This window comes from Glycocaulis albus (assembly GCF_014639075.1).
GTDB lineage: Bacteria > Pseudomonadota > Alphaproteobacteria > Caulobacterales > Maricaulaceae > Glycocaulis > Glycocaulis albus.
Window position 1 is genome coordinate 78,087 of record NZ_BMFS01000008.1, and the last position, 25,688, is coordinate 103,774.

A 25,688-nucleotide genomic window follows, 5' to 3' on the forward strand; every position below is an offset into this window, starting at 1 on the left:
CATGCCCCCCCTAAACGCTCAAACCTTCAATCATTTTGCCGCGCAATTTCCCGGCCTGCGAGGTCAGATCAGGCTGTGACCCAGCCGCCGCAGCCGGACGAAATAGACCCCGAACAGCGCAACGAAGATGATGTCGCCGCCGATGACCAAGATGGCGAAATCGGAGGTCCAGCCCATCAAGTACATCCAGGCGAGATTGATGGCGAAAAGTGCCTTTCCAAGTCCGCCCATCAGCACCACGCCGGAATGGCGGACCGGTTTCCAGGCGACGATGAGAAAGCCGAAGCCGTAGAGGAAGGCCGTGCCCCAGGCGCCCCGGTACACGGCGATCATCACCGGATCGGTGAGATCGCGGCCAAACTCGCGCGCGAACATACCGCCCGTGTCGAGCAGGCCGGGCAGTGCCCCGGCGAAATTCCAAAGTGCCGCGAAAACGAACAGGGACCGGAAAAGCAGCAGCTCGCGTCCGGCCATGTCCCTCGAGGTGTTGCTGGTTGTCATGCTACCCCGCTCCCTAAACGCTCAAACCCGCAATCACTTTCGCCTGTAATTCTGCCAGCCGTTCGGGCGGTGTCTTGAACAGGCGGCGGGCTTTCAGGTCCATCATGCAGGCGACGCCCTCGATGGACCAGAGCGGCTGGCCGGTGACGGGATCGAGCATCCAGTGGACCAGCGAGCGGACGTTTTCGTTCGCGCCGATAAGCCCCGAACGCATCAGATAGCCATCGCCCGGCAAGGGCAGGCGCCGGTAGACAATGCGGGCTTCCAGCAGCGCGCCGCCGAGTTCCAGCCCCGCCCCGTCGCCATGGGCGGACCATTCTTCGGGAAAGCCATCACGGAAATGGATCACGCTGTCGGAGGTCTTGCCGATGGCGCTTTCAGGGCGCATCCGGCCGAAAATATCAGCGTCTTCCGGCCCGAAGCGCCCGCGTCCTGTCACCGCCATGCCGAGCTTGTCAGCAAGTTTCAGCGAAATATCGCTGCGCGGCGTGGCAGCGGTCAGGGTGCGCGCCGTTACCTCGGCCGGGCGGTCAATGCGCAGGGCCTCCAGGCCATCGCGCAGCCGGTCTGACCACGCAAAGGCCTTGCCCGAACGCGGATCGCAATGATCGAGATGGATGAGGAAGCTCGCTGCGGGGCGCTCCTTGACCGTATGCTCCATGACGAGGGCCAGTTCCACGTTGTCCTCGCCAATCCCTGTCACTCCGCCATGGATGACCAGTGGCACCCCGGCATGGCATTCGGCCAGATAGCGCACCTGAAGCTCACGCGTGATCAGGGTGGCTATGGCATCGCTACGGAAGGCGTGGCGCATGCCGGCAAGGTCGGACAGCGTGCCGACCGCCTGCATGGCCTTGGCGATATAGAAGCGCACATTCATGTGCCCCAGCTCATCGCATTCCCATGCGTTGGCATTGCCGCGCCATAATTCCTGCATGCCTGGCCTCCCGCCCTTGTGTCTGACTGAGAGAACGTTAGGCCGCTTCGGGCGGGCGCGTCACGTAGTGCTGCATTGCGCGCAGCGGCCGTAATGCTCCAGTACCGAGCGCGATATCTCGAAGCCTTCAGGCGTGTGATCGGGCAGGGCAGGGGCGTGCTGCTCGCGCACGGTGCCGCAATTCTCGCAGATGAACAGCTCGGCAATCTCGTCGCCATGGCCATGCACGCAGGCCAGATAGGCGTTCAGCGCCTCGACCCGGTGGGCGAGACCTGCCTGGGTGAGAAAATCGAGCGCGCGATAGATGGTCGGGGGTTGCGCTGTGCCATCGGGCTTCAGCGCGGCCAGCAGATCATAGGCCTTCACAGGGCCGCCAGCTTCAAGAAGCAATTCCAGTACGCGTTTGCGCAAGGGCGTCAGCGACAGCCCCTTCTGCGAGCACAAGGCATCGGCCTTGGCCAGCTTCATCTCGGTACTGGTGTGCGTGTGTCCCATAAGCCTCACCGATACAGCGATCGCGGCAAAAGCGCGAGCCTTTCTGCATATGGGTGCAGTGCGCGGGCTTGCCAGCGGGCGTTATGTAATAATATGACATCACGCAACAGTATAACATAGCGTCGGGTGGCATCTGCGCCCGCACCTCCTCCCGAGCGTTACAGGAGCCGACATGAAACACGCGCGCACATCCCTTTTACTGGCCGCCAGCGTCTCTGCCCTCGCCGCCGCTTCCAGTGGCGCGCTTGCCGATACGCTTGGCGATGATGTGGAGACGATCACGGTCACCTCCTCGGCACTTTCGGTCGAGCGCGACTCCGTCACCGGTTCGGTGGATGTGCTTGATCGCGACGATCTGATCCGCGACCTCTCCAGCAATATCGCTCAGACGCTGGAGCGCTTGCCCGGCGTGTCGACCACCTTCTTCGGACCGGCCTCGGGCCGCCCGGTCATCCGGGGCCTCGGGTCTGAGCGTGTGCGGGTGCTGATCAACGGTCTCGACGGCATTGATGCCTCTTCTTCAAGCCCGGACCACGCTGTGGCGGTTGATGTTCTGGGCTCTACCGGCGTTGAAGTGCTGCGCGGCCCGGCTGCTATCGGATTTGGCGGCGGCGCGATTGGCGGCGTGGTGAACGTGTTTGATGGCCGCATCCCCGAAACCATGCCGGACAATCCTGTGTTCGGAGAGGTCTATCTGGGTGCCACTTCGGGTAATGAGGGCCGGGAAGGCTTTGCGCGCGCCGGCTTCGTCTGGGGCCAGCTGGTGGCCCAGGGTGAATTCCAGCGCAGGCAGGCTGACGCCTATGACATTCCAGGTTTTGCCGAGTCAGCCCGCCTGCGGGCGATGGAAGAGCATGACCATGACGGCCATGATGATGATCATGATGATCACGACGATCATGATGACCATGAAGGTGAGGAAGAGGCGTTCGGCTTCGCGCCAGACACCGATTATGAATTTGAGTCCGGCTCGGTAGGGGCCTCCATCGTAGGTCAGTGGGGCTTTGTCGGTGTCGGCTTCAAGCGGACCGAGGCAGAGTACGGCATCCCCGGTCACGATCACGCGCGTCATGGCCACGATGACCATGACGACGATGATCATGATGACGGCCACGATGATGATCATGACGAAGTCGCGCCGCGCCTGGTGATGGAGCAGACCCGCGTCGATCTGCGTGGCGAAATCGCCCTCGATGGCTTTTTCAACCGGGTGCGCTGGTCGCTGGCCTATGCCGACTACGTCCATGCAGAAGTCGAGGGTGACGAGCAGACCATCTTCGACAAGGAAGGCTTCGAGGCGCGCGTCGAGCTGCGTCACGGGCATGGAAGCCAGCGCCAGGGCGCCTGGGGCGCCAGCGCGTTCACCCAGGATTTTGAGGCGGTGGGCGACGAAGCCTTCATCGAGGCTGTCACGACGCAGGATTTCGGCGTGTTTGCTACTGAACGGTGGGATTTTGACAGCTGGGGCGTGGAGATCGGTGCGCGTGCCGATACGCGCGAGCTGACGGCCCAGAGGGGCAATCGCCGCTTCAATTCCGTCTCGGCATCCGGCGCGCTGTTCCTGCGTCCGGCAGAGGGCTGGTTCCTGGCGGGCACGCTGTCGCGCTCCGAACGCGCGCCCAGTGATGTCGAGATGTTCGCCGACGGTCCGCACCTCGCCACACAGGCCTATGAGATAGGCAATCTGGATCTCTCCACCGAAATTGCCTGGTCGCTGGAAGGCACCGCGCGCTATAGCGCTGCCAACGGCCTGAGCGCCGAGGCGGCCGTCTTCTATGCCGATTATGACGGGTTCATCGAGCTGTTCCCGACGGGGGCCGAAGAGGATGGCCTGCCCGTTCTGGAGTTCCGGCAGGAAGATGCGCGTCTGTACGGATTTGAAGCACGTATCAGTGCGCCGTTGTTTGCAATGTCCGGCTTTGACTTTACCGGCGAGGCGAGCGTCGACTATGTACGCGGTGAAATCGATAGCGGGGGCAATCTGCCGCGCATATCGCCGATGTCTGGCACGCTGTCGGTGACCGCCGATAATGGCCCGCTCTCGCTGCGTACCGAAGCGCGTTTCGTAGCTGAGCAGACGCGCGTGTTCGAGACCGAGCTGCCGACGGATGGCTACACGCTTCTTAACGCCGACGCACGCTGGCGCCCGTTTGCGCAGCGCGATCTCCAGATCATCTTTGCGGTGCGCAATATCACCGATGAGGAGGCGCGCATTCACTCCTCATTCCTGAAGGATTTCATTCCCCTGCCGGGCCGCAATGTACGGCTCGCGCTGGCGGCGCGTTTCTGATCGCCGCTGGCAGGAGGCTTGCATAAAGCCCCGCACGTCAGACGTGCGGGGCTATGTTGCCTTGCACAGGCTGCTCCGCTAACAAGCCAGCAAGTGTTTTTTCAAGGGGAATTAGAAATGGCCGACGCCAATCAGGGTATGCCGGAGATCAAGGGAACACTCCCGCTTTACAAGAAACCCGAGCCACTCAACGTCCAGGCCCACAAGGGTAAGGGGCTGAAATATGGTGATCGTCCGTTCGATTTTCTGAACGAGACGCATTTTGTGCCGGTGACGGTGGGAGAATTTGCCAACGCTGGCGGTGTGTTCCCCCTTATATTCCTTGGCGACACCAAGACAGTTGTCGCTGTCATGGGGCTCCAGGCGGGAGAAAACCTCTTTGTGGACCCCAACACGGGGGCGTTCTCGCCATTCAGCTACGTACCGGCCTATGTCCGGCGTTACCCGTTTGTGGGCGCCGTTCACACCAATGAGGAGGACCGGTTCACGGTTTGCGTCGACGCCGGTTCGCACCTTTTCTCAGACACCCCGGACGTACCATTTTTCAACGAGGACGGGAAACCGTCGGAGTTCACGGAGCGCGCGATCGATTTCGTTCGACGCTTTGAAGCTGATGTTGCGGCAACCCAGGCCTTCATTGACCGGATGAAGGAGCTCGACCTGTTTGAAGAGCAGCAGACCAATTTCCAGCCACGTGACAATGCCGGGCAACCCGTCGGGGAGCCGCAAGTTGTCGCAACTTATTGGGGGATTTCCCTCGCGAAAGTAAATGCGTTGCCGACCAAGACGCTGGAAGAGCTTCGCGACAATCGATATCTCGGTGCAATCTATGCGCATCTGTTGTCAATGGCCCGCTGGGACCAGTTGCTCGCGCGTGCTGCATCGCGGAATGGTCAGAAGGTTACTGCGGCTGTTGCGCAACCGTCGATGGCACCGCCCCCGCCCGAGGCGTAAGGCGGCTTCAACGGCCTGTGAAATTGCGGTGGCGGTCCCGGTCGGGGCCGCCATTTGCGTTTCTGGTTGTAAGGCGCAGATCACAAGACCGTCAGCCCTCTCGTTGCGGGCCGCATGCACGGCTATATCTTACGCTCAACCGGGTACCGGGCCTGCCGCCTGGCACATGGACGATCGGAACAGGAGCCTGCCTTGCTGCGCGTGTTTTTAGCCGGATGCCTTGCCGCAATCTTCCTTGCCGCCGGACCGGCCATGGCGCAAAGCACCAGTGGACCGATGGTCGAGGCGAGCCTTGTCAGCGACCGGGTGTCGGTCGCGCCCGGCGAAACCTTCCATCTCGCCCTGCATCAGGACATCACGCCTCACTGGCACACCTACTGGCGCAATCCCGGCGATAGCGGGGAGGCGACCCACCTCTATCTCGACCTGCCTGAAGGGTGGAGCGAAGGCGATATGGTCTGGCCTGCGCCGGGCATCTACTCGCTCGGCCCGCTCAGCAATTATGGCTATGAGAACACGGTCACCCTGCCAGTGCCGGTCACGGTGCCGGCTGATGCCGCAACCGGGGCCGTCACCATCACGGGAGAAGGCACCTGGCTGGTCTGCGAGGATATCTGCATCCCGGAGGATGCCACGTTCCAGATCACCTTGCAGGTTGGCGAGAGCATCACCGACGCTGACGGTGCCGCACTCATTGAGGCGGCTTATGCAGCCGCTCCTGACGGATCGCGCGGGCTGGACGCGGGGCTGGCACACACAGGTGATACACTGTCCCTCACCGTGTCCGGTGATGGGCTGGCTGGCGGTCCCGATACGATCCGCAATCTCTATTTCTTCCCCTATGACGGCGGAGTGATCGCCCATAATGCGCCGCAGCCTTTCAGGCTGGAGGCGGGCGCAGCGCGCATCGGCCTCACACCCGGCTTCCTGACGCGCAACGCGATCAATGCCGATTATCGCGGTCTTCTCTCCTGGGAGGAGCGCGAGGGCGGCAGCTGGGTGCGCCGTGTGGCGGAGATAACGGCCGTCTCAGGCGAAAGCGTCAATGATCTGGCCGTGCCGGCTCCAGCGCAGGCTGGCGGCGTAGCAGGTGGCGGCGGCACGCCTGTGCCAGGCATCAGCTTCTGGCAGGCGGCCCTGTTTGCGCTGGTGGGCGGGCTTATCCTGAACCTGATGCCGTGCGTCTTCCCGATACTTTCCATGAAGGCGCTGACCATTGTGCAGAAGCGCGGGGCGGAGCGCGCCCATGCGCGCGAGCTGGGCCTGATCTTCGGAGCGGGCGTGATCATCACCTTCCTGGTGCTTGGCGGCGCCGTACTGGGCTTGCGCGGGCTTGGCGGCATGGAGGTCTGGGGCTTCCAGCTGCAGGAGCCGTGGGTGGTGGCCGGCCTTGCCGCGTTGATGTTCCTTATAGGCCTCAATTTCCTGGGCTTCTTCGAGATCGGTACATCGCTGCAGAATGTCGGCGGGAATGTGCAGGGCAATGATCGCTCTGGAGCTTTCCTCACCGGCGTGCTGGCCGTCTTTGTGGCTGCACCGTGCCTTGCTCCGGTCATGGCGAGTGCGCTGGCCTTTGCGCTGGCTCAGCCGCCGCTGGCCGCACTGACGATCTTTGCTTTCTTGGGGGTGGGCCTCGCCCTGCCGTTCGTGATTGTCAGCTTCGAGCCGCGTCTTCTGGCTTTCCTGCCGCGCCCCGGCGCATGGATGGAGCGCTTCAAGCAGTTCCTGGCCTTCCCGATGTTCGCCACCGCCATCTGGCTGGTCTGGGTCTTGAGCGTGCAGACGGGAGCAGCTGGTGTGTTGTGGATCCTGGTCCTGTTCCTGGCGATCAGCTTTGTCGTCTGGGCCTTGCGCTCGACCGGCATTCTCTCGCGCGTCGCCGGGATTGCCGGGCTGCTGCTCGCCGCTGGCGCACTGTGGACGACCGCCAATCTGGAACCGGCTGCCATTGCGGCCGGTAATGGCGAGTATGAGGAGTGGAGCCCGGCGAGGGTGGCGGAGCTGCGTGCTGAAGGGCGTCCGGTGTTCGTGGACTTCACAGCCGCCTGGTGCGTGACCTGCCAGGTCAACAAGCTTGGCGCACTGGCGGATAACCGTGTGCGGTCGGCCTTTGCTGAAAACAATGTCGCCTTGCTGCGCGCCGACTTCACCAATCGCGATCCTGTGATCGCGCAGGTACTTGCCGACTATGGCGCGCCCGGTGTTCCCTTCTATCTGATGTACCCCGCAGGTGGTGGAGAGCCTGACATCCTTCCGCCGCTGTTGACAGATACCATCATGATCCGGGCGGTGGAGGCTGCCGCCGGTAACTAGTGCCAACCTGAAGCCTTGACCTTAACGATGAGGAGACTTCCGCCCATGGCCATTTCCCGCCGCACCTTTACCCTGACCGCCAGCCTGCTCGCCGCAACCACGCTGGGGCTGGGTGTAGCCCATGCCAATCCGGTGGTCGGTGAACCCGCGCCTGATTTCACCGCCACGACCGCGACCGGCGAGACCGTTTCGCTGTCTGATTTTGCCGGCCAGACCGTGATGCTGGAATGGACCAATCATGGCTGTCCCTACGTGGTGCGCCATTACGGCGGCAACATGCAGGCCCAGCAGGACGCCGCCGCGGAAGCCGGTGTTGTCTGGATCCAGGTGATCTCCTCGGCGCCGGGCGAGCAGGGCTATGTCAGCGCCGAAGAGGCTCTGGCTCTCAATGAGGAGCGCGGCGCCTCCAATGTCGCCCACATCTTCATGGACCCGGAAGGCGTGATCGGCCGCGCCTATGATGCGCGCACCACGCCGCACATGTATGTCATCGATGGTGAAGGCACGCTGCGCTATAATGGCGGTATTGACGACCAGCCCCGCCCGCGCGCCGGTGACCCCGACCCGATCCCCTATGCCCAGCTGGCGCTGAACGCCGTGCTGGCGGGTGAAGAGGTGGAGACGCCTGAGACCCAGCCCTATGGCTGCAATGTGAAATACGCTGGCTAGGCTCAAGCCGCCGCGACCGGCCCCGGATACCGCGAACGCGGTTCCGGGGTTCAATAATCGTTCGATCTGAACTCCCGGAGGCCCGAAGGGCCATCCGGGACCGGATGCAGAACACGTTGAGAGAGGCCCCGGATCGCTGCGCGTCCGGGGTTTCATCTATCCCGCAGACGCACAGGAAGGCGGGAAGCTATCCAATCCCTACGACAACTCCGCCAGTTCGACGAGCCTGTAACTCGTGCTGCGGCCACCGCCTGGATTTTGAAGCAGGATGCCGCTTGCAAGTAGCTCTTTGATGTCCCGAAGGGCCGTATCATTCGAACATTTCGTGAGCTTGGCGTATTTCGACGTGTTCAGATGGCCTTCCCATTCGTCTTCCAGCATGCGCTGGATCACCTGACGCTGCCGGTCATTTATGGGGTGGTGACTGATCTTCTGCCAGAGCGCGGCCTTGTACACCACTGTCTCCAACACTGCTTCGGCTTGGTCGACGGCCCTGCCCAGACAGTCGAGGAACCAGTCCAGCCATGCGGTGATGTCCAGCCCGTTACGCTGCTGTGCCTCAAGTCGCTCATAATAGGTTTTCCGCTCGGCCTCGATCTGGGCGGACATGCTGTAGAAGCGCTCCGCGCTGCCATCGGCCCGCGCCAGCGACATGTCCGCAATCGCTCGTGCAATCCGGCCATTTCCATCTTCGAACGGGTGGATGGTAACAAACCAGAAGTGAGCGATCCCGGCCCTGAGCACGGGGTCGGTTGATGACGGCGCGTTGAACCATTCCAGAAAGGCGGCCATCTCGGCTTCAAGCCGGTCAGCGTGCGGTGCCTCGAAATGAACCGTTTCCCGGCCAAAGGGGCCGGAGACTACCTGCATCGGTCCCGTCGCTCCTGTCCGCCAGCCTCCGGTTGTTATCCTTTGCATCCCGCTGCGGCCGGTCGGGAACAGGGCGGAATGCCAGCCGAAGAGCCGTTCAGCGGTGAGTGGAGCCGCGAAATCTCGCGTGGCATCGACCATCATTTCAACAATGCCGTCCACGTTCCGGCCTGACGTGACCAGGCGACCCGCGTCCAGTCCAAGCTGGCGCGCTATGGAGGAACGAACTTCATCCCGGTTCAGCGTCTCGCCTTCGATCGCCGAGGATTTGACGACATCTTCTGTCAGGGTGCCAAGGTTCGCTTCCTGTCGGAGATCGAGTTCTAGCCCCTCCATCCGGCCAATCAGCCGCCCCTCCCGATAACGCAGCGTAGCAAGCCGCGAGGAGAGCTTGCTGATGTCCCAGTCCAGCCTGGGCCAGTCAGGATTTTCATGGATAAAGCGCATGTTTCACCGCATATTATGCAGGGATTATGCGCTTAAACCCGGCCAAAGCAATATTCGCCGCAAATTGCGCGGTGAATAAGGTGCATATCCACCGCAAAACCATCTATCCCGCAGACGGACAGGAAGGCGGGAAGCCGGTATCGGGGCCTTCGGTCTCCACATCCGCTGCGATGATGGCGGCATGGGAGAAGGTGCGCGCGAGCTGGCGGTAGTCCTCTGCGCTGGCGGGGTCTGCCTCAAGCGCCGTGCGGCGCATATCGGCATCCTCGGCCATGCCCCGGAAGATGCACGGCAGGTCGGCCGGCCCTCCATGCGTATCGATATGAAGCGCCAGGGCGCGCATGCCGGATGAGAAGCGCGCCGTATCGGCGAAGAACGCATCTTCGGGTTCGGCGGCAATAGTGCTGCCTGCCTCAAGCATGTCTCCCCGTGCCTCGGCTTCGCCCTGCAGGCGTTCAGAGAGCGCAATCAGGCTTGCGGCGTCCTGCGCCAGGGCTGGCACGGTGCCTGTGGTGAGCAGGAGAAGGCACGCGGCGAGGGAGCGTATGAGCTGCATTGGAACACTGGCCTTTATTGCCTCGATGGCTAGTTGAGTGCCTTGCAAGGGGCGGGCCGCTTGAAAGCGGCGCGTGCAAAGGCTACTCCGGCCCTCCTTTCGATACCGTTTCCCTTTTGCGTCTGTACGGATCACACCCATGGCCAAAGAAAAGAGCTTTCGTCCCAAGGCGCGCCGCCCGCGCGGGTTCGAGGACCGGGCCGCCCATGTGATCCGTGCCGAACGCGCGCTCGTCTCTGCAGCCTCTGCCGTCTATGAGCGCTGGGGATTTGAGCCGCTGGAAACGCCGGCGTTCGAATACGCCGATGCGCTCGGCAAATTCCTGCCCGACGAGGACCGTCCCAATGAGGGCGTGTTCGCCATGCAGGACGATGACGGCCAGTGGATGGCGCTGCGCTATGACCTGACTGCACCGCTGGCGCGCTTTGCCGCTGAAGGCTTCCAGGATCTGGTCAAACCCTATCGCCGTTACCAGTTCGGTGAGGTGTGGCGCAATGAGAAGCCGGGGCCGGGCCGCTTCCGCCAGTTCGTCCAGTGTGACGCGGATAATGTCGGCGCGTCCGGCCCGGCGGCCGATGCCGAAATGATCGCGCTGGCGGCGGAAGTGATGCGCTCTGCCGGTCTGAATGATGATGAATTCGTCATCCGCGTGAATGACCGCCGCCTGCTCGACGGCGTGCTGGAGAGCCTGGGGTCTGCCGATGAAACCCGCCGCATGCGGGTCCTGCGCGCTATCGACAAGCTGGACCGTCTGGGCATGCAGGGCGTGGAGCTTTTGCTGGGGCAGGGCCGCAAGGATGAAAGCGGGGACTTCACCGAAGGGGCGGGGCTGGATCAGGCGGGCCGCTCGCGGGTGCTGGGCTTCCTGGAAGCCTCAAAAGCCGGGGGCAGCCGGGCGGAAGTGACGGCGCGCCTTGCCGGCACGGCGGGTGAGACAGTCGCGCGGGCGGGTGTCGAGGCGCTGGAGGAGATCAACGCCATCCTCTCCGCGCTGGGTATTCCTGAAGAGCTGGCCGTGTTCGATCCGTCGGTAGTGCGCGGCCTCGGTTACTATACCGGCCCGGTCTTCGAGACCGAGCTGCTGGCGACGCCCACCTACGCCGATGGCAGCCCGATGCAGTTCGGCTCGGTGGCGTCCGGCGGGCGTTATGACGATCTTGTCGCGCGCTTCACCGGCCAGCAGGTGCCCGCCACCGGCTTTTCGTTCGGCGTCAGCCGGTTTGCCGCCGCGCTCTCCGCGCTGGGGCGGCTGGAAGGGGCCGATGCTGCGCCGCTCGTCATCGTGGTCGCTGCCGACAAGGCCCGCATGGCGGAATATTTCGCAATGGCTGCACAATTGCGCGCTGCGGGCCTGCGCGCGGAAGCCTTTACCGGCAATGGCAATATGGGCAAGCAGCTGAAATATGCCGACCGGCGTGATGCGGCCTTCGCCGTCATCTGCGGGGAGGAGGAGTTCGTCAGCGGGACAGTCCAGATCAAGGACCTCAAGCTGGGGGCGCAGCTCGCTGAATCCATCACCGACCGCGATGAGTGGAAGGAGCAGAAGCAGCAATTCTCCGTGCCGCGCGCAGAGCTGGTGCAGGCCATCGTATCGCGTCTGTCCGCGCGCGGATGATGGGTGCGCTGCGGCAAAAACGAAAACCTGCCTTGCATTAGAGGGTTGACGGGTGCGGGACTTCTGAGTCACTTTCACAAACAGACAGGGCCTGACCGTCTTGTCTTCTTGAGTGACGGCTCTGGGGAGGAGACGTCTCTTATCGACCAACCAAAATTTCAAAGCCCGGCATCGTTTGATGCCGGGCCTTTTTTTGGTTTGGGGTTTGACACCCTTACTCAATTCCCTCGTCACCCCCGCGCAGGCCGGCGTCCAGAGACGCAAGAGCGAGGACGTCGACGGTGGCTCTGGGTTCCCGCCTGCGCGGGAACGACGAGTCGAAAGGATTTTGAGGGAGTGACAGTGTCTTTCCCCTCACTCCCCGCCGGCGAGCGCCGGTTCCGGGCGCTGGCGGATCATGCGCTGACCCTCTTCGGAGTTCAGCCAGGCTGTGAGGGCATCGCCCTCCAGCTCCTCGCCATCGACCCATACGCGCAGGCGCCCGTCGCGGTCTTCCACACGCACCCGGCGGCTTTCACTGCGTTCGGTGCGGGCGTGCCACTCGGCGCTACCCTCATCACCGTCCGCCCGGCGCAGAACAACCACACGGCGCTCTCCCTCGGCGTCGTCCCCCAGGAAGACGGCGTGCTCGTCGCGGAACTCGGCCATGCGCGCCTCCAGCCGGGCGCGCGCCTCCATCAGTTCGGCACGTTCCTCGGCCGTCATCGGACGGGTTTCACCGTTGACCGTAACTTCGCCGTCCTCCAGTGCCTGATCTATGCCGCGCAAGCCCGCTTCCATGCCGCGCGCACCGGCCCGCAGGCCGATGACGCGGGCGCGCTCGCCGTGCAGGCGGGCCAAACGCCCGGCCGCTCGTGCCCGCTCGCCTTCCGCGCGGGCCTCGGCGGCGCGCTCCCGGGCCCGCTCGACCATGACGCGGACCCGTTCGCGGTCAAACTCGCCATGATGACGATCATGCCAATGCAGATCGATATCGGCATCGATCTGGCCTGGCAGGCTGGCCAGCGCCTCCCGCAAGGAGTCCATGGCCTCCTCCAGTATGGCGTCATGTTCGTCCGTCCAGGCTGCATCGCCGGACAGGTCCAGATCGATCACCACCCGGCCATGGCGGCCCGGAATCCCCGGTGCGTCGGGCGCCTCGGCGCGCTCGATGACAACAACACGTGGCGCTTCTGGCGGTGCCGGTGTGGCGGCAATCAGCAGCGGACTGGCTGCAACAGCCCAGATCAGATGTTTCATGGATGTGTTCCTCCCGTTTATGCCGGGCATTACACACCCTGACGCATTACCGGGACATGACAGCCCGCTTAATTGTGGGAAGGGACTGGGTGACCGGCCAGACTGGACAGGCAGGCCACAGGCGGGCCTAATTGCGCCGGGGAGACTTGAGGGGATCAGTGCAATGAAGATGGACCGCCGTCAGGTGCTGGCCGGGCTGGGCCTTGCCGGAGCAGGCGCCGGGATGGCCGGCGCACAGCCGGAGACCTTGCCGCGCATAGCGGCGGTTCCGGTGCGTCCGCTGGAAGCCCAGATCGCCCGCCTCATCATCATGGGCTTTGTAGGCGCCGACCCGCAGGGGGAGGGCGCCGCCACGATGGAACGTCATCTGGAGGAGCGCTCCATCGGCGGCGTTCTCATGCTGCGCCACAATGCGCGCGAGAGGGACCCGGCACTGGCGCTGGCAGCAAGACTGCGCGCGGCGTCCGCCGATGCGTGGCTGGCCATCGATCAGGAGGGCGGGGTGGTCCAGCGTCTGACCGGCGATATGGGCTTTACCCGCATTCCGCGCGCGCAAGCGCTCGCAGAGCAAGGGCTGGAGGCTGGGGCAGCCTTGTTTGCCACAGCTGCGCGCGAGCTGGCCGAGGCCGGTTTCAATCTGAACCTCGCCCCCATCGCTGACCTGCATGATCCGGGCAATGACGCAATCGGCCAGTATGGCCGTGCCTATGGCGGCGATGCCGACAGTGTGGCCGCATGGTGCGCGGCGTTCATCGAGGCATTCGAAGCGCAGAATATCGCCTGCGCCATCAAGCATTTCCCCGGCCATGGCCGCTCGCGCGGTGACAGTCATGACGGGTTTGTCGATATCACCTCCACATGGAGCTTCGAGGAGGCGGCCCCCTTCGGCCAGCTGATGCGGTCCGGCCATGCCCATCTGATGATGGGGGCGCATCTGGTCAATCACCGGCTTGATCCGGACCGATTGCCGGTAACGCTGTCACGGCGGGTGCTGCATGGCCTCTTGCGGCAGGTGATGGGCTATGAGGGCGCCGTCATCACCGATGATCTCGACATGGGCGCGATCCGTCACCACTACAGCCGGGAAGAGGCTGTCATCGGCGCCCTGAAAGCCGGCAATGACATGTTGCTGATCTCCAACTCCGCCAACCCCGACCCCGACCTGCCGGCCAATATCCAGCGCTGGGTGATGGCGGCTATCGAGCGGGGCGAGCTGTCTCAGGACCGCATCACCGAGGCCAATCAACGCCTCGATGCGCTGGAGACGCACGTGAGGGGTTAGAGGGAAGGGCGCATTCCCCTCGCCCTTCGAGCACGACGCGGCCGAGGGGTGACGGAAAAATGTGCCGTCCTCCTGCGTTTCACCGGCGAAAGCCGGTGCCCGGTCGAACCGCCGTTCTGGATCCCGACTTTCGTCGGGAAAACGAAGGGGGGTAGATGTTCTTGCAGGACACATAGCGGCCTGAGTTAAACGCAGGTTCAATGCAAGCGGGTTCCCGGGCTTGACCCGGGATCCAGTTCTAGAGACTTCGAAGCTTCCCCTTGGGTCCCGGCTCGGGGGCCGGGACCCCGGCGGAGAGGTCTTCCGAAAATGGCGACAGGCCAAACAAAAAGGGCGGCTGTTGACAGCCGCCCTTTCCGTAGTCGTTTAGGGGACAGAGCCTAGAAGCCCATATCGCCCCGCCGAGTGCGTGAAGCACTCGGCTAGCCCTTGAAGAGATGGGCGATTTTATGGGCTTCCTAGAAGCCCATATCGCCCATGCCACCGCCCGGCATGGCCGGTGCAGCGGATTCTTTCTTCGGCAGTTCGGCAACGGCCGCTTCGGTCGTGATCATCAGCGAACCGACAGAGGCCGCGTCCTGCAGGGCAGTACGCACCACTTTGGCCGGGTCAATGATCCCGAAGGCGAACATGTCGCCATACTCTTCGGTCTGGGCGTTGAAGCCGAAACCGTGCGAGCTGTTTTCCAGGATCTTGCCGACAACGATGGAGCCTTCGACCCCGGCGTTCTCGGAGATCTGGCGGATCGGCGCCTGGATGGCGCGCGCGATGATGGCGATACCTTGCGTCTGGTCGGCATTGTCGCCTTCCAGGCCTTCAAGAGCCTTGGCCGCTTTGAGCAGGGCCACGCCGCCACCGGCGACGATGCCTTCTTCCACCGCAGCGCGAGTGGCGTTCAGGGCGTCGTCAACGCGGTCCTTGCGCTCTTTCACTTCGATCTCGGAGCCGCCGCCGACCTTGATGACCGCAACACCGCCGGCGAGTTTCGCCAGCCGCTCTTGCAGCTTTTCCTTGTCGTAGTCGGAGGTGGTGTCTTCGATCTGCTTGCGGATCTGGTTCACGCGGCCTTCGATCGCGGACTTCTCGCCAGCACCGTCAACGATGGTGGTGTCGTCCTTGGTGATCGCGACGCGCTTGGCGGTGCCCAGCATATCCAGCGTGACGTTTTCCAGCTTGATGCCGAGATCTTCGGAGACAACCTGGCCGCCGGTCAGGACAGCGATGTCCTCCAGCATGGCCTTGCGGCGGTCGCCAAAGCCAGGAGCCTTCACGGCCGCCACTTTCAGGCCGCCACGCAGCTTGTTGACGACCAGTGTGGCCAGAGCCTCGCCCTCGACATCTTCAGCCACGATGAGCAGCGGGCGGTTGGATTGCACCACGGCTTCCAGAACCGGCAGCATGGACTGCAGCGAGGAGAGCTTTTTCTCGAACAGCAGGATGTAGGGGTCATCCAGCTCGACAGCCATCTTCTCGGCATTGGTCACGAAGTAGGGCGACAGGTAGCCGCGATCGAACTGCATGCCTTCAACGACATCCAGCTCGGTTTCGAGGGATTTGGCTTCCTCGACCGTGATCACGCCTTCATTGCCGACTTTTTCCATGGCACGGGCGATCATCTCGCCGATTTCTTTTTCGCCATTGGCCGAAATCGTGCCGACCTGGGCGATCTCGGAAGAGCCCTTGATCGGGGTGGAGTTGGCCTTGATGTCTTCGACGACCTTCGCAACGGCCTTGTCGATACCGCGCTTGAGGTCCATCGGGTTCATGCCGGCAGCGACCGACTTCATGCCTTCGCGGATGATGGCCTGGGCCAGAACCGTGGCGGTCGTGGTGCCGTCGCCAGCTTCGTCATTGGTACGCGAAGCGACTTCGCGGACCATCTGGGCGCCCATGTTCTCGAACTTGTCATCCAGCTCGATTTCCTTGGCGACCGAAACACCGTCTTTCGTCGTGCGCGGCGCGCCGAAGGACTTCTCGATGACCACGTTGCGGCCCTTGGGGCCGAGGGTCACTTTCACGGCATTGGCAAGGGTATCCACACCCTTGAGCATGCGTTCGCGCGCAGAGGCGCCAAACTTCACTTCTTTAGCGGACATGTGTGTCAGCTCCTTGTTCGATCAGTCGATTGAATAGGGGAAAGGTTTGGGCCAGACCTAGCCGACGATCCCGAGGATGTCGGATTCCTTCATGATGAGGAGTTCCTGGCCGTCAATCGTCACCTCGGTGCCCGACCATTTGCCGAACAGGATGCGGTCACCGGCTTTCACGTCCAGCGGGCGCACGGTGCCATCATCCTTGATGGTGCCGCTGCCAGCGGCGATCACTTCGCCTTCCTGGGGTTTTTCCTTGGCCGTGTCGGGAATGATGATCCCGCCCTTGGTCTTGGATTCTTCCTCGACGCGCTTCACGAGCACGCGGTCATGCAGAGGACGAAAAGTCATCGCGTCACGTCTCCATCTTTCTGGGCGCAACAGTCGCCCGTCGCAAACAAATGAGTTCTGGCGTCGTGCCGTTAGCACTCGAAGCCTCCGGCTGCCAGCAGGCCGGAGATAAGCAGGGGGGCACCTAGCGTCAAGGGGCGAGTGCGATTGTCCGGAGCCTTTTTCGCACTCATGCGTTTACGGGGTTCGTTCAAGCTGCGTTCATCGTTCTGTCGCGTAAGTTTCGTGGCCAGAGCCGACAGGACGCCCTAGTCTTCGGGGCCAAATCTTTTTCACGTCACCATGGAGTTTAGTAGCCATGATCTATCGTTCTCTCACTGTTGCCGGCCTGGCCTTGTCCATGGCGGCGGCCTGCACCACCACCGACCAGTATGGCAATGTCACCCAGAATCGTACGGGTACAGGTGCGCTGGCAGGTGCCGTTGCCGGTGCGGCCCTGGGCACGCTGGCAGGCGGTGATGACCGCCGCAATGCGCTGATCGGCGCAGGTATCAGCGCGCTCGCCGGCGCGGGCGTCGGCCAGTACATGGACCGTCAGGAGCGCGAGATGCGCGAGCGCCTGCGCGGTTCGGGCGTCACGGTGCGCCGTGAAGGCCAGGACCTCTATCTGGTGATGCCGGGCAATGTGACCTTTGCCACCGGGCAAGCCAATATCGAGCCCAACTTCTTCCCGATCCTCAACGATGTGGCCGACGTTCTGCAGACCTATCCGGCGACTTATGTCGACGTGATCGGCCATACGGACTCCACCGGGCCACGCGATCTGAACATGCGCCTGTCCGCACAGCGCGCGCAGGCCGTAGCGGGCTATCTGCAGCAGGTCGGTGTTGATGGCCGCCGTTTCTTCATCACTGGCGCTGGCCCGGATTATCCGGTTGCCTCCAACGCCACTGATGCGGGCCGCGCGCTGAACCGCCGCGTCGAGATCAAGATCGCGCCGCACACCCAGAGCTAGGTTTGCAGGTGCTGTAATCTGTGGAAGGGGCAGGCCGATTGGCCTGCCCCTTTTGCGTTGCCGCCCGGGTTTTCTGCTTGTGGTGGAAACGGGTCTGACAGGAGGGCCCGGCACAGCATAGACTGCACCCGCTTACCTGCGATTCGCGCGCAGGGGGCGTAACGGAGGCCTCGCCATCATACCGCGCACGACAGACATGCTCGTCGTTATCACCTACGCGATGGTTGCCATCGTGGCGGCGCTGGCGTTCGAGCGGTTTGGCCTGATGAGCTCGGGGCTTGCCTGGGTCATGGGCGCAGTCGTGTTCCTGATCGCCGGTCAGGCCCATGCCGCCGCTGCGCGGGCCGAGGAACGCAGGGCGACGGAAAAGGCTCTTCATGAGCTGCGTGCGGCCAATCTCTCCCTGCTGGAAGAGCTGGAAGCGGCCAGCGCGCGCATCGAGGAGGTGGAGACACAGCTCGCCGCGCAGCCCGTTCGCGCGCCATCGCAGATTACGCCCGCCACCCATACCCGCTCTGCTGCGCCGGCGCGCGATGAGGGGCCGGGGGACGAGCTGCTCAATGAGATCCTGCAGAAGCTGGAAATGGCCGGGGCCGGGCCAGCGGCGAATATGGCCAGCTCCGCGCGGGTGGAGCTGATCCGCGACGCGCTTGATGCCAACCGCGTCGATCTCTATCTGCAGCCCGTGGTCGGCCTGCCCCAGCGGCGCACCTACTTTTACGAGGGCTTTACGCGCCTGCGTGATGCCAAGGGCAATGTCGTCACGCCTGCTGGCTTCCTGAAAGCCGCCGAAGAGCACGGGCTCATTGCCGAGGTGGACAATCTCCTCCTGCTACGCTGCGTGCAGATCGTACGCAAGCTCACCAAGTCAGACCGGCGCGTCGGCATTTTCTGCAATATCTCGGTGCGTTCGCTGACCGACGAGGAGTTCTTCCCGCCCTTCCTCGATTTCCTGCGGCGCAATTCAGACCTTGCCACCTCGCTCATCTTCGAGATGCCGCAGGCGGCCTTTGACGGGCGTTCTTCTGTTGCCGCGCGTCATATGGCGCGGCTCGCCGATTATGGCTTCCGCTTCTCCATCGATCAGGTCAGCAATCTCAATCTGGACCTGGCCGAACTGCAGCGCGCCGGTGTGCGCTTTGCCAAGGTGGAGGGTGTGCGCCTGATCGAAATGGCCGGCGGCCATATGCCGGTAGCGGGCCGCGAACCCGGCACGATTGCGCCGGAAGACATTGCCAGCCTCTTTGCCCGCTATGGCGTCGACATCATCGCCGAAAAGATCGAGACCGAGGCGATGGTGGTCGAGATACTTGATCTCGATATCGCCTATGGCCAGGGCCATCTGTTCGGTGCGCCGCGTCCGGTGCGAGAGGATGTGCTGGCGGACACTGGCAGTGAGTCCCGCCGCGCGGGCTGACCCGTCTTTTCAGTTGCGCATGTTCACCGTCTGGCCTGACATGGCTTCAAAGGGCATTCTGGGCCCGCTGGAGCTGTCTCATGCGCACACGTTTCCTTGCCCTCATTGCGCTGCTCGTGGCCGTGAGCGCGGCGCCCGTGCCGCCTGCAGACGCAGCCGAACCCGCGCCGCGCTGGTATTACGATATACCGGTAGACTGGCCGCTCGAGACGCCGCCGCTCTACACGCTTCTGGCGCTGGAATGGATGGCGGCGGGGCACGCCTACAGCTACACCGCCGGCTGGGCCTATCAGGCCTATCGCGATGGCGACTACGCTCTGTCCGCGGAGCGCTTTCATCAACTGGCCGATTATTTCGATGACGCTCTCTTGCGCACCGGGCCGTCGGGCCCGGAAGGCGAGTTTGGCTATGAATACCGGATGAGCGCGGTGTTTGCCCGCGTGAATGCGGCGCTGGCCTTGCGCACGGCCGGCGATCTTGCCGGAGCGGTGGAAACCTTGCGCCCGCTGGCGCTGGAGTTTGTGCCGCTGGCGACCGACCTCGCCGAGGAAAAGGTCTCAGCGGGCCTTGCGGCGGGTGACATCGCCTTCGCCCGTGCGGCGGCGGAAGAACTCGCTCGCCAGTTCCGGGTGCAGAGCTGGACTGAAGAGCATAATGAGCGGCTTGCTGCCATGTTCGCCGCGATAGAGGCGGCGGAGCGGGAGTAGGAGGCGCGTGGCCCTGCACGGCTGTCATCCTCCGGCCGCGTAGCGGTCCGGGGGACCCATGCCTCTTTTAGTTCCGCACCGCTTCCGCGTTGCGATGTTCCGCGAAAAGTCGCGGGCGCGCGTTCGCGCTTGCGGGCCGCTTTGCGGCCCGAAAAGCAACCCTCAGGCATGGGTCACCCGCATAAAGCGGGTGATGACAAGCTTGGGAGGTAAATGGAATTGACGCGTTTCCCCGACGAAAGTCGGGGCCCGGAAAGACTGGGCACCGGCGTGCGCCGGTGAAACGGGTGATCTGGGGAGCCCCAGACAAAAGCCCCGGACGTTTCCGCCCGGGGCTTCCTGCATCGATAAGGATGAGTCAGATCGGCTAGTTCCCGGCGACAGCCGCGTTATAGCGCTCGGAGGCAACGTCCCAGTTCACCACCTGCCACCAGGCCGCGAGATAGTCGGCGCGGCGATTGCGGTAGGTGACGTAATAGGCGTGTTCCCACACATCATTGCCCAGGATCGGCGTGCCGCGCGTGCCGGCCACGTCCATCAGCGGGTTGTCCTGGTTCGGCGTGGCGGTGATTTCCAGCTCGCCATTGCCGTTGACGATCAGCCACGCCCAGCCCGAGCCGAACTGGCCGGCACCGGCGGAATTGAACTGGTTCTTCATTTCCTCCAGCGAGCCGAACTTGGCGTTGATCGCTTCGGCGAATGCACCGCTGGGTGCGCCGCTATCGGCCGGTGCAATCATGCTTTCCCAGAAGAAGGTGTGGTTCCAGTGGCCGCCGCCATGATTGCGGAAAGCCCCCGGCAGTTCGGAGACGCGGGCCAGAATGTCCTCCAGGGGCGTGCCCTGCAGGTCAGAGCGGTTCTCCAGCGCGCTGTTCAGCCCGTTTACATAGGTCTGGTGGTGGCGCGAGTGGTGAAGCTCCATCGTCTCGGCATCGATCACCGGCTCCAGCGCGTTATAGGCGTAGGGCAGGTCGGGAAGCGAAAATGCGCTCATGGCAGATATCTCCTGATTGCGGGAATGAAGTGAGAGGGCGTTGGCCAGCGGGCTGGCCAGGGCCAGGCCGGGAAGTGTCGCCGTGGTCAGCAGCATTGTACGCCGGTTGATCATGTCTCGGCTCTCCGGATTGCGTCGGTTCAGCGGTACTCCGCCCTTTCGGGCCTGAACCCTTACCTAGGCCGACCATCGGCCTCATGCCAGTGTGCAACGGGAAAGATATTCTGTTTGTTCCCTGTTAAGCGTGTTTGTGAGCCAAGTATTAACGCGGCCGCGCCATACTCCGCACCGGTTCAGGCAAGCGGATTTCTCATGCTGGATAATAGCGGCAAGGATGCAGGCAAGGCTCTGCTCGATGGCGCGCATCTTCACCGCTATACCGGCGGGGATGTGGCACTGGAGGCGGAGCTTTACGGCCTGTTGCGCGGCCAGATCGTCTCCACGCTCGATGCGCTGGCCCGCGCTGGCGATGATGCCGTGCTGTGGCAGAGACTGGTGCACACGCTTAAAGGCGCGGCGCGGGGCGTTGGCGCGATGGCGCTGGGTGACGCCTGTGCAGCCCAGGAGGACCGTGCCAACGATCCGGCATCGCTGGAGGCCATCCGTGTGGTGGCCGATGAAACCCTGGCTGCAATCGATACCGAGTTGGAACGCCGCGCGGCCTAAATCCCGCTTTACGACCGTTTGCGTTGCGGTTCGCGCGTGGCGTCCCACACCTGCAATTCGTGCTGGATCGAGCGCTCCACCAGTTCACGCCAGACCGGCTCGGCAAGTGTCTCCGGCACGCCAGCGGCCCGCGCCGCCGCCTTCACCTTGGCAATTACGTCCTCGATCCGGTCTTCGTCGCGCACCACGTCGCGTGACGGTTTGATGCGCGCAGCCGCGTCCATATAGCGCGTGCGTTCGGCGATCAGGCCGATCAGCGCCCGGTCGAGCCGGTCCACCCCGTCGCGCACCTCTGCCATGCTGGCACAGTCCTGCGGCGGCGTGCGGCGGTTCAGATCATCGGCGTCAAAGGGCAGGGTCATGTCAGAGGGTCCTGTCTGGCAGGCAGGTATAACAGGGGCTGGTCTTACAGGCGCTGGGGCGTGGCTGGAAAGCCTTCATATACCGCGTGTCCGTTTGCGCTGTCAGAATCGGCTGCGCGCTTCTACCATGCCGGGCAATGGATCGGCCCGGAAAGGAGCGGCAAATGGACGCCTTCAGACTCTATGGTCACAACGAGAGCGGCAACTGCCTGAAAACCCTGTGGACGGCGCGCCATCTCGGCCTCGATTTTGAATGGATCGAGATCGATATTTTCAAGGGCGCGAGCCGCACGGACGAATTTCTGGCGCTGAACCCGGCTGGCCAGGTGCCGCTGCTGGAGCGCTCTGATGGCCGCACGCTCGCCCAGTCGAACGCCATCCTGATCTACATGGCCGAAGGCTCTGACCTCATTCCGGCGGATCCGTTCGACCGCGCCAAGATGATGGAGTGGCTGTTCTGGGAGCAATATTCCCACGAGCCCTTCATCGCGGTGCGGCGCAGCCAGCTGCGCTTCCATGCGCGCCGGGCAGGTGATCTCGATCCGGGGCTCCTGTCGGGCGGACGCCGGGCGCTGGGCGTGATGGAGATGCGCCTGCTGGCGCGCGAATATTTCGTGGCCGAACAGCTGACCCTGGCCGACATTGCGCTTGTCGCCTATACCCGCGTCGCCCATGAGGGCGGGTTCGACCTGGCAGATTTTCCCGCCGTTCAGGGCTGGGTGCGCCGGGTGGAGAGCGCGCTTTCCCTGCCCCATGCCGGTGATCACGCGATGGCAGGGTAGGGGAAGGCCCAACAAGGTTGTCATCACCCGCTTCATGCGGGTGACCCATGCCTGCAAAGGGCGATCATCTCCAATGGCCAGAGGCATGGTTCCCCCGGATCGCTACGCGACCGGAGGATGACACGGGGAGGGGCTAGAGGATCGATTTCCAATGGCCAGAGGCATGGTTCCCCCGGATCGTTGCGCGACCGGAGGATGACACGGGGAGGGGCTAGAGGATCGATTTCCAAAGATCATTCCAATCGGGATTGTTCGCCTCTATCAAATTGATCTTCCAATCGCGCGGCCATTTCTTAATCCGTTTCTCGCGGCGGATGGCTTCGTGGATGTCGGTATAGACCTCGTACCAGACGAGGCGCTTCACACCGTACTTGGACGTAAAGCCGGGCAAGTTGCCTTCGCGATGGTCGAATGTCCGCCTTGGAAGGTCACTGGTGACGCCGCAATAGAGCGTGCCATTCTTCTGGCTGGCCAGCAGATAGACAAAATATGTGCGTTCGGTGGACACGGGCCAGAGTCTACCAAGTTCTCCGTGTTTCTCCAGTTGTCATCACCCGCTTCATGCGGGTGACCCATGCCTGCAAAGGGCGATCATCTCCAATGGCCAGAGGCATGGGTCCCCCGGATCGCTGCGCGACCGGAGGATGACACGGGGAGGGGCTAGAGGATTTACCTCCTCGCCAATTCCTTCATCGCGCCATCAAGGCCTTCAAGGGTCAGCGGGAACATGCGCTGCGGGCCGATGATCTGGCGGATCAGCTCGATGGAATAGGTGTGCGGCCACCATTTGTCGGGCTGCGGATTGAGCCAAATGAGATGGGGGTAGGTGTCGGCAATGCGCTTCAGCCAGACCGCGCCAGCTTCGCCATTCCAGTGTTCGACAGAGCCGCCCGGATGGGTGATCTCGTAGGGCGCCATCGAGGCATCGCCCACGATCACGACCTTGTAGTCGTGCGGGTATTTGTGCAGCACGTCATAGAGCGGCATGGTCTCTGACTGGCGGCGCAGATTGGACTTCCACACCCCCTCATAAATGCAGTTGTGGAAGTAGAAATAATCGAGCGACTTGAAGACGGATTTGGCTGCCGAGAACAGACGTTCGGTGAGCTGGATATACGGGTCCATCGACCCGCCAACATCGAAGAAGACCAGCACCTTGATGGCGTTGCGGCGCTCGGGCCGCATCTTCACATCCAGCCATCCCTGCTTCGCAGTAGCGTTGATCGTGCCGGAAAGGTCCAGCTCTTCTGCCGCCCCGTCGCGGGCAAACTTGCGCAGGCGGCGCAGCGCGAGCTTCAGATTGCGGGTGCCGAGCTCCCGGTCGGAATCATAATCCTTGTAGCGGCGCGCCTCCCACACCTTGGCGGCCTTTTTCTGCTGGCTGGTGCCGCCAATGCGCACCCCGGCAGGGTTGTAGCCTGAATGGCCGAACGGGCTGGTCCCGCCCGTGCCGATCCATTTATTGCCGCCCTCATGGCGCTCGGTCTGCTCCTGCAGACGCTTGTTCAGCGTCTCCATCAACTCATCGAAATCCATGGCCTCCAGCTCGGCCATTTCCTCTTCGGTGAGGTGGCGGCGCATCTCGTTGCGCAGCCAGTCTTCCGGGATTTCGGCCTCGTTGAACATCTCGCCAAGAAGCTCCACGCCCTTGAAGACATGGCCGAACACCTGGTCGAACTTGTCGAAATTGCGCTCGTCTTTGACCAGCGCCGCGCGGGAGACGGCGTAGAAATCGTCAATGGCGGGCGAGACCGCGCCCTTCTCCAGCGCTTCAAGAAGCGTGAGGTATTCCCGTGTCGAGACAGGGACTTTCGCGGCGCGCAATTCGGTGAAGAAGCGATGGAACATGGCGGTAAGGATAGGCGCTCGCGGGGGCCACCCGCAAGCGCGCTATCCCGCCATGCGTGACACTCTAGCGGCGGGCGAGCAGGGCGCCTGCGATGACGCCGATACCGGCGGCAATGCCAAGCGAGGCATAGGGGTTGTCTTTCACGTAGCCGACGGCCTGATCTTCGATTTTTCCAGCGCGGCGGGCCACTTTCCGGGCCTGACGGCGCGTGGTTTTCGCGGCGTCGTGAAGCTCTCTCTCGGCCGCCTTGCTGACGGATTTCAGGGTCTTTTCGCCCGTTTCACGGATGTTCTCTACGCGCTTGCTGGCACTCGTCGCCATGGGGAGCCTCCTTGGTTCAGGCATTATCGCTCGCGCCCGGTCATTGATGCCGGACGCATCCCCTGATTAACGGTGCCCAGGCGGGAGGGTTCCAATACCCCCTACTGAGCCGCATCCCGCCTCGCCATGAAGGCGAGCTTTTCAAACAGCTGCACGTCCTGTTCGTTTTTCAAAAGCGCGCCGTGGAGCGGCGGGATCAATTTCCGCGGATCCTTCTCGCGCAGGAGCTCCGGGTCCACGTCTTCGACCAGCAGGAGTTTCAGCCAGTCGAGAAGCTCTGACGTGGACGGCTTCTTCTTCAGGCCCGGCACGGAGCGCACCTCGTAGAATTTCTTCAGCGCCTCGGAGAGCAGCCGGCCTTTGAGCTTCGGGAAGTGCACCTCCACGATGGCTCGCATGGTCGCCTCGTCCGGGAAAGCGATGAAATGGAAGAAGCAGCGGCGCAGGAAGGCGTCCGGCAATTCCTTCTCATTGTTCGAGGTGATGATGACGATGGGGCGCACCTCGGCCTTCACCGTCTCGCCGGTTTCGTAGACATGGAACTCCATCCGGTCGAGCTCCTGCAGGAGATCGTTCGGAAACTCGATATCGGCCTTGTCGATCTCGTCGATCAGGAGGATGGGCCGCGTCTCGTGGGTGAAGGCCTCCCACAGCTTGCCCTTGCGGATGTAGTTTTTGACATCATGCACCTTGTCATCGCCGAGCTGGCTGTCGCGCAGGCGGGCCACCGCGTCATATTCGTAAAGCCCCTGCTGGGCCTTGGTGGTGGACTTGATGTGCCATTCCAGGAGCGGCGCGTTCATGGCGTTCGCGATCTGGCGGGCAAGCTCCGTCTTGCCGGTGCCGGGCTCGCCCTTGACCAGCAAGGGCCGCTCCAGCGTGACGGCCGCGTTCACCGCTGCGGCCAGTTCCTCTGTCGCGACATACTGGCTGGTGCCTTCAAAGCGCATGATCGTTAACCCTTGGCTATAGCGTTTCAGTGTCAAACCCTGGGCGAGAAACTAGAACGCGCAAACGCAAATCGCG

The 25,688-nt window shown here is 63.0% G+C and carries 25 protein-coding genes; 11 read left to right on the forward strand and 14 right to left on the reverse strand.

Annotation, left to right across the window (positions count from 1 at the left end; translation table 11 throughout):
• Window positions 1-63: 63 nt before the first annotated feature.
• The 3 genes from IEV75_RS09765 to IEV75_RS09775 are packed head-to-tail and all read right to left on the reverse strand — an operon-like array spanning window position 64 to window position 1,933.
• On the reverse strand, window positions 64-501 hold the full coding sequence (locus IEV75_RS09765; protein ID WP_188452383.1) for a hypothetical protein: 438 nt from the start codon (window positions 499-501) through the stop codon (window positions 64-66).
• A gap of 13 nt (window positions 502-514) precedes the next feature.
• A complete protein-coding gene (locus IEV75_RS09770) occupies window positions 515-1,438 on the reverse strand; it encodes a thioesterase family protein (RefSeq protein ID WP_188452384.1) in 924 nt (307 codons plus the stop codon).
• A gap of 60 nt (window positions 1,439-1,498) precedes the next feature.
• Window positions 1,499-1,933, reverse strand: coding sequence for a Fur family transcriptional regulator (locus tag IEV75_RS09775; protein ID WP_233351821.1), 435 nt, complete (start codon window positions 1,931-1,933; stop codon window positions 1,499-1,501).
• Window positions 1,934-2,105: 172 nt separating this feature from the next.
• Here IEV75_RS09775 and IEV75_RS09780 point away from each other — a divergent pair, with 172 nt between their 5' ends.
• From IEV75_RS09780 to IEV75_RS09795, 4 genes are all read left to right on the forward strand, one after another.
• The gene (locus IEV75_RS09780; RefSeq protein ID WP_188452385.1) at window positions 2,106-4,223 is read left to right on the forward strand and encodes a TonB-dependent receptor; all 2,118 of its coding nucleotides are present in this window, start codon (window positions 2,106-2,108) and stop codon (window positions 4,221-4,223) included.
• A gap of 117 nt (window positions 4,224-4,340) precedes the next feature.
• Window positions 4,341-5,177: a SapC family protein gene (locus IEV75_RS09785; RefSeq protein ID WP_188452386.1), complete on the forward strand. Its 837-nt coding sequence runs from the start codon at window positions 4,341-4,343 to the stop codon at window positions 5,175-5,177.
• Window positions 5,178-5,378: 201 nt separating this feature from the next.
• A complete protein-coding gene (locus IEV75_RS09790) occupies window positions 5,379-7,490 on the forward strand; it encodes a protein-disulfide reductase DsbD family protein (RefSeq protein ID WP_233351826.1) in 2,112 nt (703 codons plus the stop codon).
• Window positions 7,491-7,535: 45 nt separating this feature from the next.
• Entirely contained in the window at window positions 7,536-8,159 is a 624-nt protein-coding gene (locus tag IEV75_RS09795) for a redoxin domain-containing protein (RefSeq protein WP_217979967.1), read from the forward strand.
• Between the two features lie 198 nt (window positions 8,160-8,357).
• On the opposite strand, the gene IEV75_RS09800 is transcribed toward IEV75_RS09795, so the two are convergent.
• Together IEV75_RS09800 and IEV75_RS09805 are read right to left on the reverse strand one after the other, a co-directional pair.
• A complete protein-coding gene (locus IEV75_RS09800; protein ID WP_188452388.1) occupies window positions 8,358-9,476 on the reverse strand; it encodes a Fic family protein in 1,119 nt (372 codons plus the stop codon).
• A gap of 103 nt (window positions 9,477-9,579) precedes the next feature.
• The gene (locus IEV75_RS09805) at window positions 9,580-10,032 is read right to left on the reverse strand and encodes a hypothetical protein (protein ID WP_188452389.1); all 453 of its coding nucleotides are present in this window, start codon (window positions 10,030-10,032) and stop codon (window positions 9,580-9,582) included.
• 139 nt (window positions 10,033-10,171) lie between these two features.
• Here IEV75_RS09805 and hisS point away from each other — a divergent pair, with 139 nt between their 5' ends.
• Window positions 10,172-11,647 carry a histidine--tRNA ligase gene (gene hisS / locus IEV75_RS09810; protein WP_188452390.1) on the forward strand — a complete coding sequence of 492 codons (1,476 nt, stop codon included), beginning with the start codon at window positions 10,172-10,174 and terminating at the stop codon, window positions 11,645-11,647.
• A 354-nt stretch (window positions 11,648-12,001) separates the two neighbouring features.
• Here the strand turns inward: hisS and IEV75_RS09815 are convergent, their stop codons facing one another.
• Window positions 12,002-12,886, reverse strand: a complete 885-nt coding sequence (locus tag IEV75_RS09815; RefSeq protein WP_188452391.1) for a hypothetical protein — start codon at window positions 12,884-12,886, stop codon at window positions 12,002-12,004.
• A 163-nt stretch (window positions 12,887-13,049) separates the two neighbouring features.
• Here IEV75_RS09815 and IEV75_RS09820 point away from each other — a divergent pair, with 163 nt between their 5' ends.
• A complete protein-coding gene (locus tag IEV75_RS09820; RefSeq protein ID WP_233351822.1) occupies window positions 13,050-14,168 on the forward strand; it encodes a glycoside hydrolase family 3 N-terminal domain-containing protein in 1,119 nt (372 codons plus the stop codon).
• Window positions 14,169-14,626: 458 nt separating this feature from the next.
• Here the strand turns inward: IEV75_RS09820 and groL are convergent, their stop codons facing one another.
• Both groL and groES read right to left on the reverse strand, forming a co-directional pair.
• Window positions 14,627-16,264: a chaperonin GroEL gene (groL, locus tag IEV75_RS09825; RefSeq protein WP_188452392.1), complete on the reverse strand. Its 1,638-nt coding sequence runs from the start codon at window positions 16,262-16,264 to the stop codon at window positions 14,627-14,629.
• Between the two features lie 57 nt (window positions 16,265-16,321).
• On the reverse strand, window positions 16,322-16,609 hold the full coding sequence (gene groES / locus IEV75_RS09830; RefSeq protein WP_188452393.1) for a co-chaperone GroES: 288 nt from the start codon (window positions 16,607-16,609) through the stop codon (window positions 16,322-16,324).
• Window positions 16,610-16,907: 298 nt separating this feature from the next.
• Between groES and IEV75_RS09835 the strand changes: the two genes are divergently transcribed.
• The 3 genes from IEV75_RS09835 (at window position 16,908) to IEV75_RS09845 (ending at window position 19,688) form a co-directional block, all read left to right on the forward strand.
• The gene (locus IEV75_RS09835) at window positions 16,908-17,564 is read left to right on the forward strand and encodes a YiaD family glycine zipper/OmpA-like lipoprotein (RefSeq protein ID WP_188452394.1); all 657 of its coding nucleotides are present in this window, start codon (window positions 16,908-16,910) and stop codon (window positions 17,562-17,564) included.
• A gap of 196 nt (window positions 17,565-17,760) precedes the next feature.
• A complete protein-coding gene (locus IEV75_RS09840) occupies window positions 17,761-18,981 on the forward strand; it encodes an EAL domain-containing protein (protein WP_233351823.1) in 1,221 nt (406 codons plus the stop codon).
• A gap of 80 nt (window positions 18,982-19,061) precedes the next feature.
• The gene (locus IEV75_RS09845) at window positions 19,062-19,688 is read left to right on the forward strand and encodes a hypothetical protein (RefSeq protein ID WP_188452395.1); all 627 of its coding nucleotides are present in this window, start codon (window positions 19,062-19,064) and stop codon (window positions 19,686-19,688) included.
• 367 nt (window positions 19,689-20,055) lie between these two features.
• On the opposite strand, the gene IEV75_RS09850 is transcribed toward IEV75_RS09845, so the two are convergent.
• Window positions 20,056-20,796: a superoxide dismutase gene (locus IEV75_RS09850; protein ID WP_373290525.1), complete on the reverse strand. Its 741-nt coding sequence runs from the start codon at window positions 20,794-20,796 to the stop codon at window positions 20,056-20,058.
• Between the two features lie 198 nt (window positions 20,797-20,994).
• Between IEV75_RS09850 and IEV75_RS09855 the strand changes: the two genes are divergently transcribed.
• Complete coding sequence (locus IEV75_RS09855) at window positions 20,995-21,348, forward strand: Hpt domain-containing protein (RefSeq protein WP_188452396.1); 354 nt, start codon at window positions 20,995-20,997, stop codon at window positions 21,346-21,348.
• A gap of 8 nt (window positions 21,349-21,356) precedes the next feature.
• Here the strand turns inward: IEV75_RS09855 and IEV75_RS09860 are convergent, their stop codons facing one another.
• Entirely contained in the window at window positions 21,357-21,710 is a 354-nt protein-coding gene (locus tag IEV75_RS09860) for a chorismate mutase (RefSeq protein WP_188452397.1), read from the reverse strand.
• Between the two features lie 164 nt (window positions 21,711-21,874).
• On the opposite strand from IEV75_RS09860, the gene IEV75_RS09865 reads away from it, so the two are divergent.
• Window positions 21,875-22,492, forward strand: coding sequence for a glutathione S-transferase family protein (locus IEV75_RS09865; RefSeq protein ID WP_188452398.1), 618 nt, complete (start codon window positions 21,875-21,877; stop codon window positions 22,490-22,492).
• 211 nt (window positions 22,493-22,703) lie between these two features.
• Here IEV75_RS09865 and IEV75_RS09870 read toward each other — a convergent pair whose 3' ends face one another.
• The 4 genes from IEV75_RS09870 to IEV75_RS09885 all read right to left on the reverse strand — a co-directional run bounded on the left by IEV75_RS09870 (window position 22,704) and on the right by IEV75_RS09885 (window position 25,612).
• Window positions 22,704-23,000: a GIY-YIG nuclease family protein gene (locus IEV75_RS09870; protein WP_188452399.1), complete on the reverse strand. Its 297-nt coding sequence runs from the start codon at window positions 22,998-23,000 to the stop codon at window positions 22,704-22,706.
• 161 nt (window positions 23,001-23,161) lie between these two features.
• Window positions 23,162-24,340, reverse strand: a complete 1,179-nt coding sequence (locus IEV75_RS09875; RefSeq protein WP_188452400.1) for a vWA domain-containing protein — start codon at window positions 24,338-24,340, stop codon at window positions 23,162-23,164.
• Between the two features lie 64 nt (window positions 24,341-24,404).
• Window positions 24,405-24,662: an ElaB/YgaM/YqjD family protein gene (locus tag IEV75_RS09880; protein ID WP_188452401.1), complete on the reverse strand. Its 258-nt coding sequence runs from the start codon at window positions 24,660-24,662 to the stop codon at window positions 24,405-24,407.
• A 101-nt stretch (window positions 24,663-24,763) separates the two neighbouring features.
• Complete coding sequence (locus IEV75_RS09885) at window positions 24,764-25,612, reverse strand: AAA family ATPase (RefSeq protein WP_188452402.1); 849 nt, start codon at window positions 25,610-25,612, stop codon at window positions 24,764-24,766.
• Window positions 25,613-25,688 lie beyond the last annotated feature (76 nt).

Coding starts and splice junctions, on each gene's coding strand:
- IEV75_RS09765 (WP_188452383.1), bottom strand. CDS start 501: ATGACAACCAGCAACACCTCGAGGGACATGGCCGGACGCGAGCTGCTG.
- IEV75_RS09770 (WP_188452384.1), bottom strand. CDS start 1,438: ATGCAGGAATTATGGCGCGGCAATGCCAACGCATGGGAATGCGATGAG.
- IEV75_RS09775 (WP_233351821.1), bottom strand. CDS start 1,933: ATGGGACACACGCACACCAGTACCGAGATGAAGCTGGCCAAGGCCGAT.
- IEV75_RS09780 (WP_188452385.1), top strand. CDS start 2,106: ATGAAACACGCGCGCACATCCCTTTTACTGGCCGCCAGCGTCTCTGCC.
- IEV75_RS09785 (WP_188452386.1), top strand. CDS start 4,341: ATGGCCGACGCCAATCAGGGTATGCCGGAGATCAAGGGAACACTCCCG.
- IEV75_RS09795 (WP_217979967.1), top strand. CDS start 7,536: ATGGCCATTTCCCGCCGCACCTTTACCCTGACCGCCAGCCTGCTCGCC.
- IEV75_RS09800 (WP_188452388.1), bottom strand. CDS start 9,476: ATGCGCTTTATCCATGAAAATCCTGACTGGCCCAGGCTGGACTGGGAC.
- IEV75_RS09805 (WP_188452389.1), bottom strand. CDS start 10,032: ATGCAGCTCATACGCTCCCTCGCCGCGTGCCTTCTCCTGCTCACCACA.
- hisS (WP_188452390.1), top strand. CDS start 10,172: ATGGCCAAAGAAAAGAGCTTTCGTCCCAAGGCGCGCCGCCCGCGCGGG.
- IEV75_RS09815 (WP_188452391.1), bottom strand. CDS start 12,886: ATGAAACATCTGATCTGGGCTGTTGCAGCCAGTCCGCTGCTGATTGCC.
- IEV75_RS09820 (WP_233351822.1), top strand. CDS start 13,050: ATGAAGATGGACCGCCGTCAGGTGCTGGCCGGGCTGGGCCTTGCCGGA.
- groL (WP_188452392.1), bottom strand. CDS start 16,264: ATGTCCGCTAAAGAAGTGAAGTTTGGCGCCTCTGCGCGCGAACGCATG.
- groES (WP_188452393.1), bottom strand. CDS start 16,609: ATGACTTTTCGTCCTCTGCATGACCGCGTGCTCGTGAAGCGCGTCGAG.
- IEV75_RS09835 (WP_188452394.1), top strand. CDS start 16,908: ATGATCTATCGTTCTCTCACTGTTGCCGGCCTGGCCTTGTCCATGGCG.
- IEV75_RS09840 (WP_233351823.1), top strand. CDS start 17,761: ATGCTCGTCGTTATCACCTACGCGATGGTTGCCATCGTGGCGGCGCTG.
- IEV75_RS09845 (WP_188452395.1), top strand. CDS start 19,062: ATGCGCACACGTTTCCTTGCCCTCATTGCGCTGCTCGTGGCCGTGAGC.
- IEV75_RS09850 (WP_373290525.1), bottom strand. CDS start 20,796: ATGATCAACCGGCGTACAATGCTGCTGACCACGGCGACACTTCCCGGC.
- IEV75_RS09855 (WP_188452396.1), top strand. CDS start 20,995: ATGCTGGATAATAGCGGCAAGGATGCAGGCAAGGCTCTGCTCGATGGC.
- IEV75_RS09860 (WP_188452397.1), bottom strand. CDS start 21,710: ATGACCCTGCCCTTTGACGCCGATGATCTGAACCGCCGCACGCCGCCG.
- IEV75_RS09865 (WP_188452398.1), top strand. CDS start 21,875: ATGGACGCCTTCAGACTCTATGGTCACAACGAGAGCGGCAACTGCCTG.
- IEV75_RS09875 (WP_188452400.1), bottom strand. CDS start 24,340: ATGTTCCATCGCTTCTTCACCGAATTGCGCGCCGCGAAAGTCCCTGTC.
- IEV75_RS09880 (WP_188452401.1), bottom strand. CDS start 24,662: ATGGCGACGAGTGCCAGCAAGCGCGTAGAGAACATCCGTGAAACGGGC.
- IEV75_RS09885 (WP_188452402.1), bottom strand. CDS start 25,612: ATGCGCTTTGAAGGCACCAGCCAGTATGTCGCGACAGAGGAACTGGCC.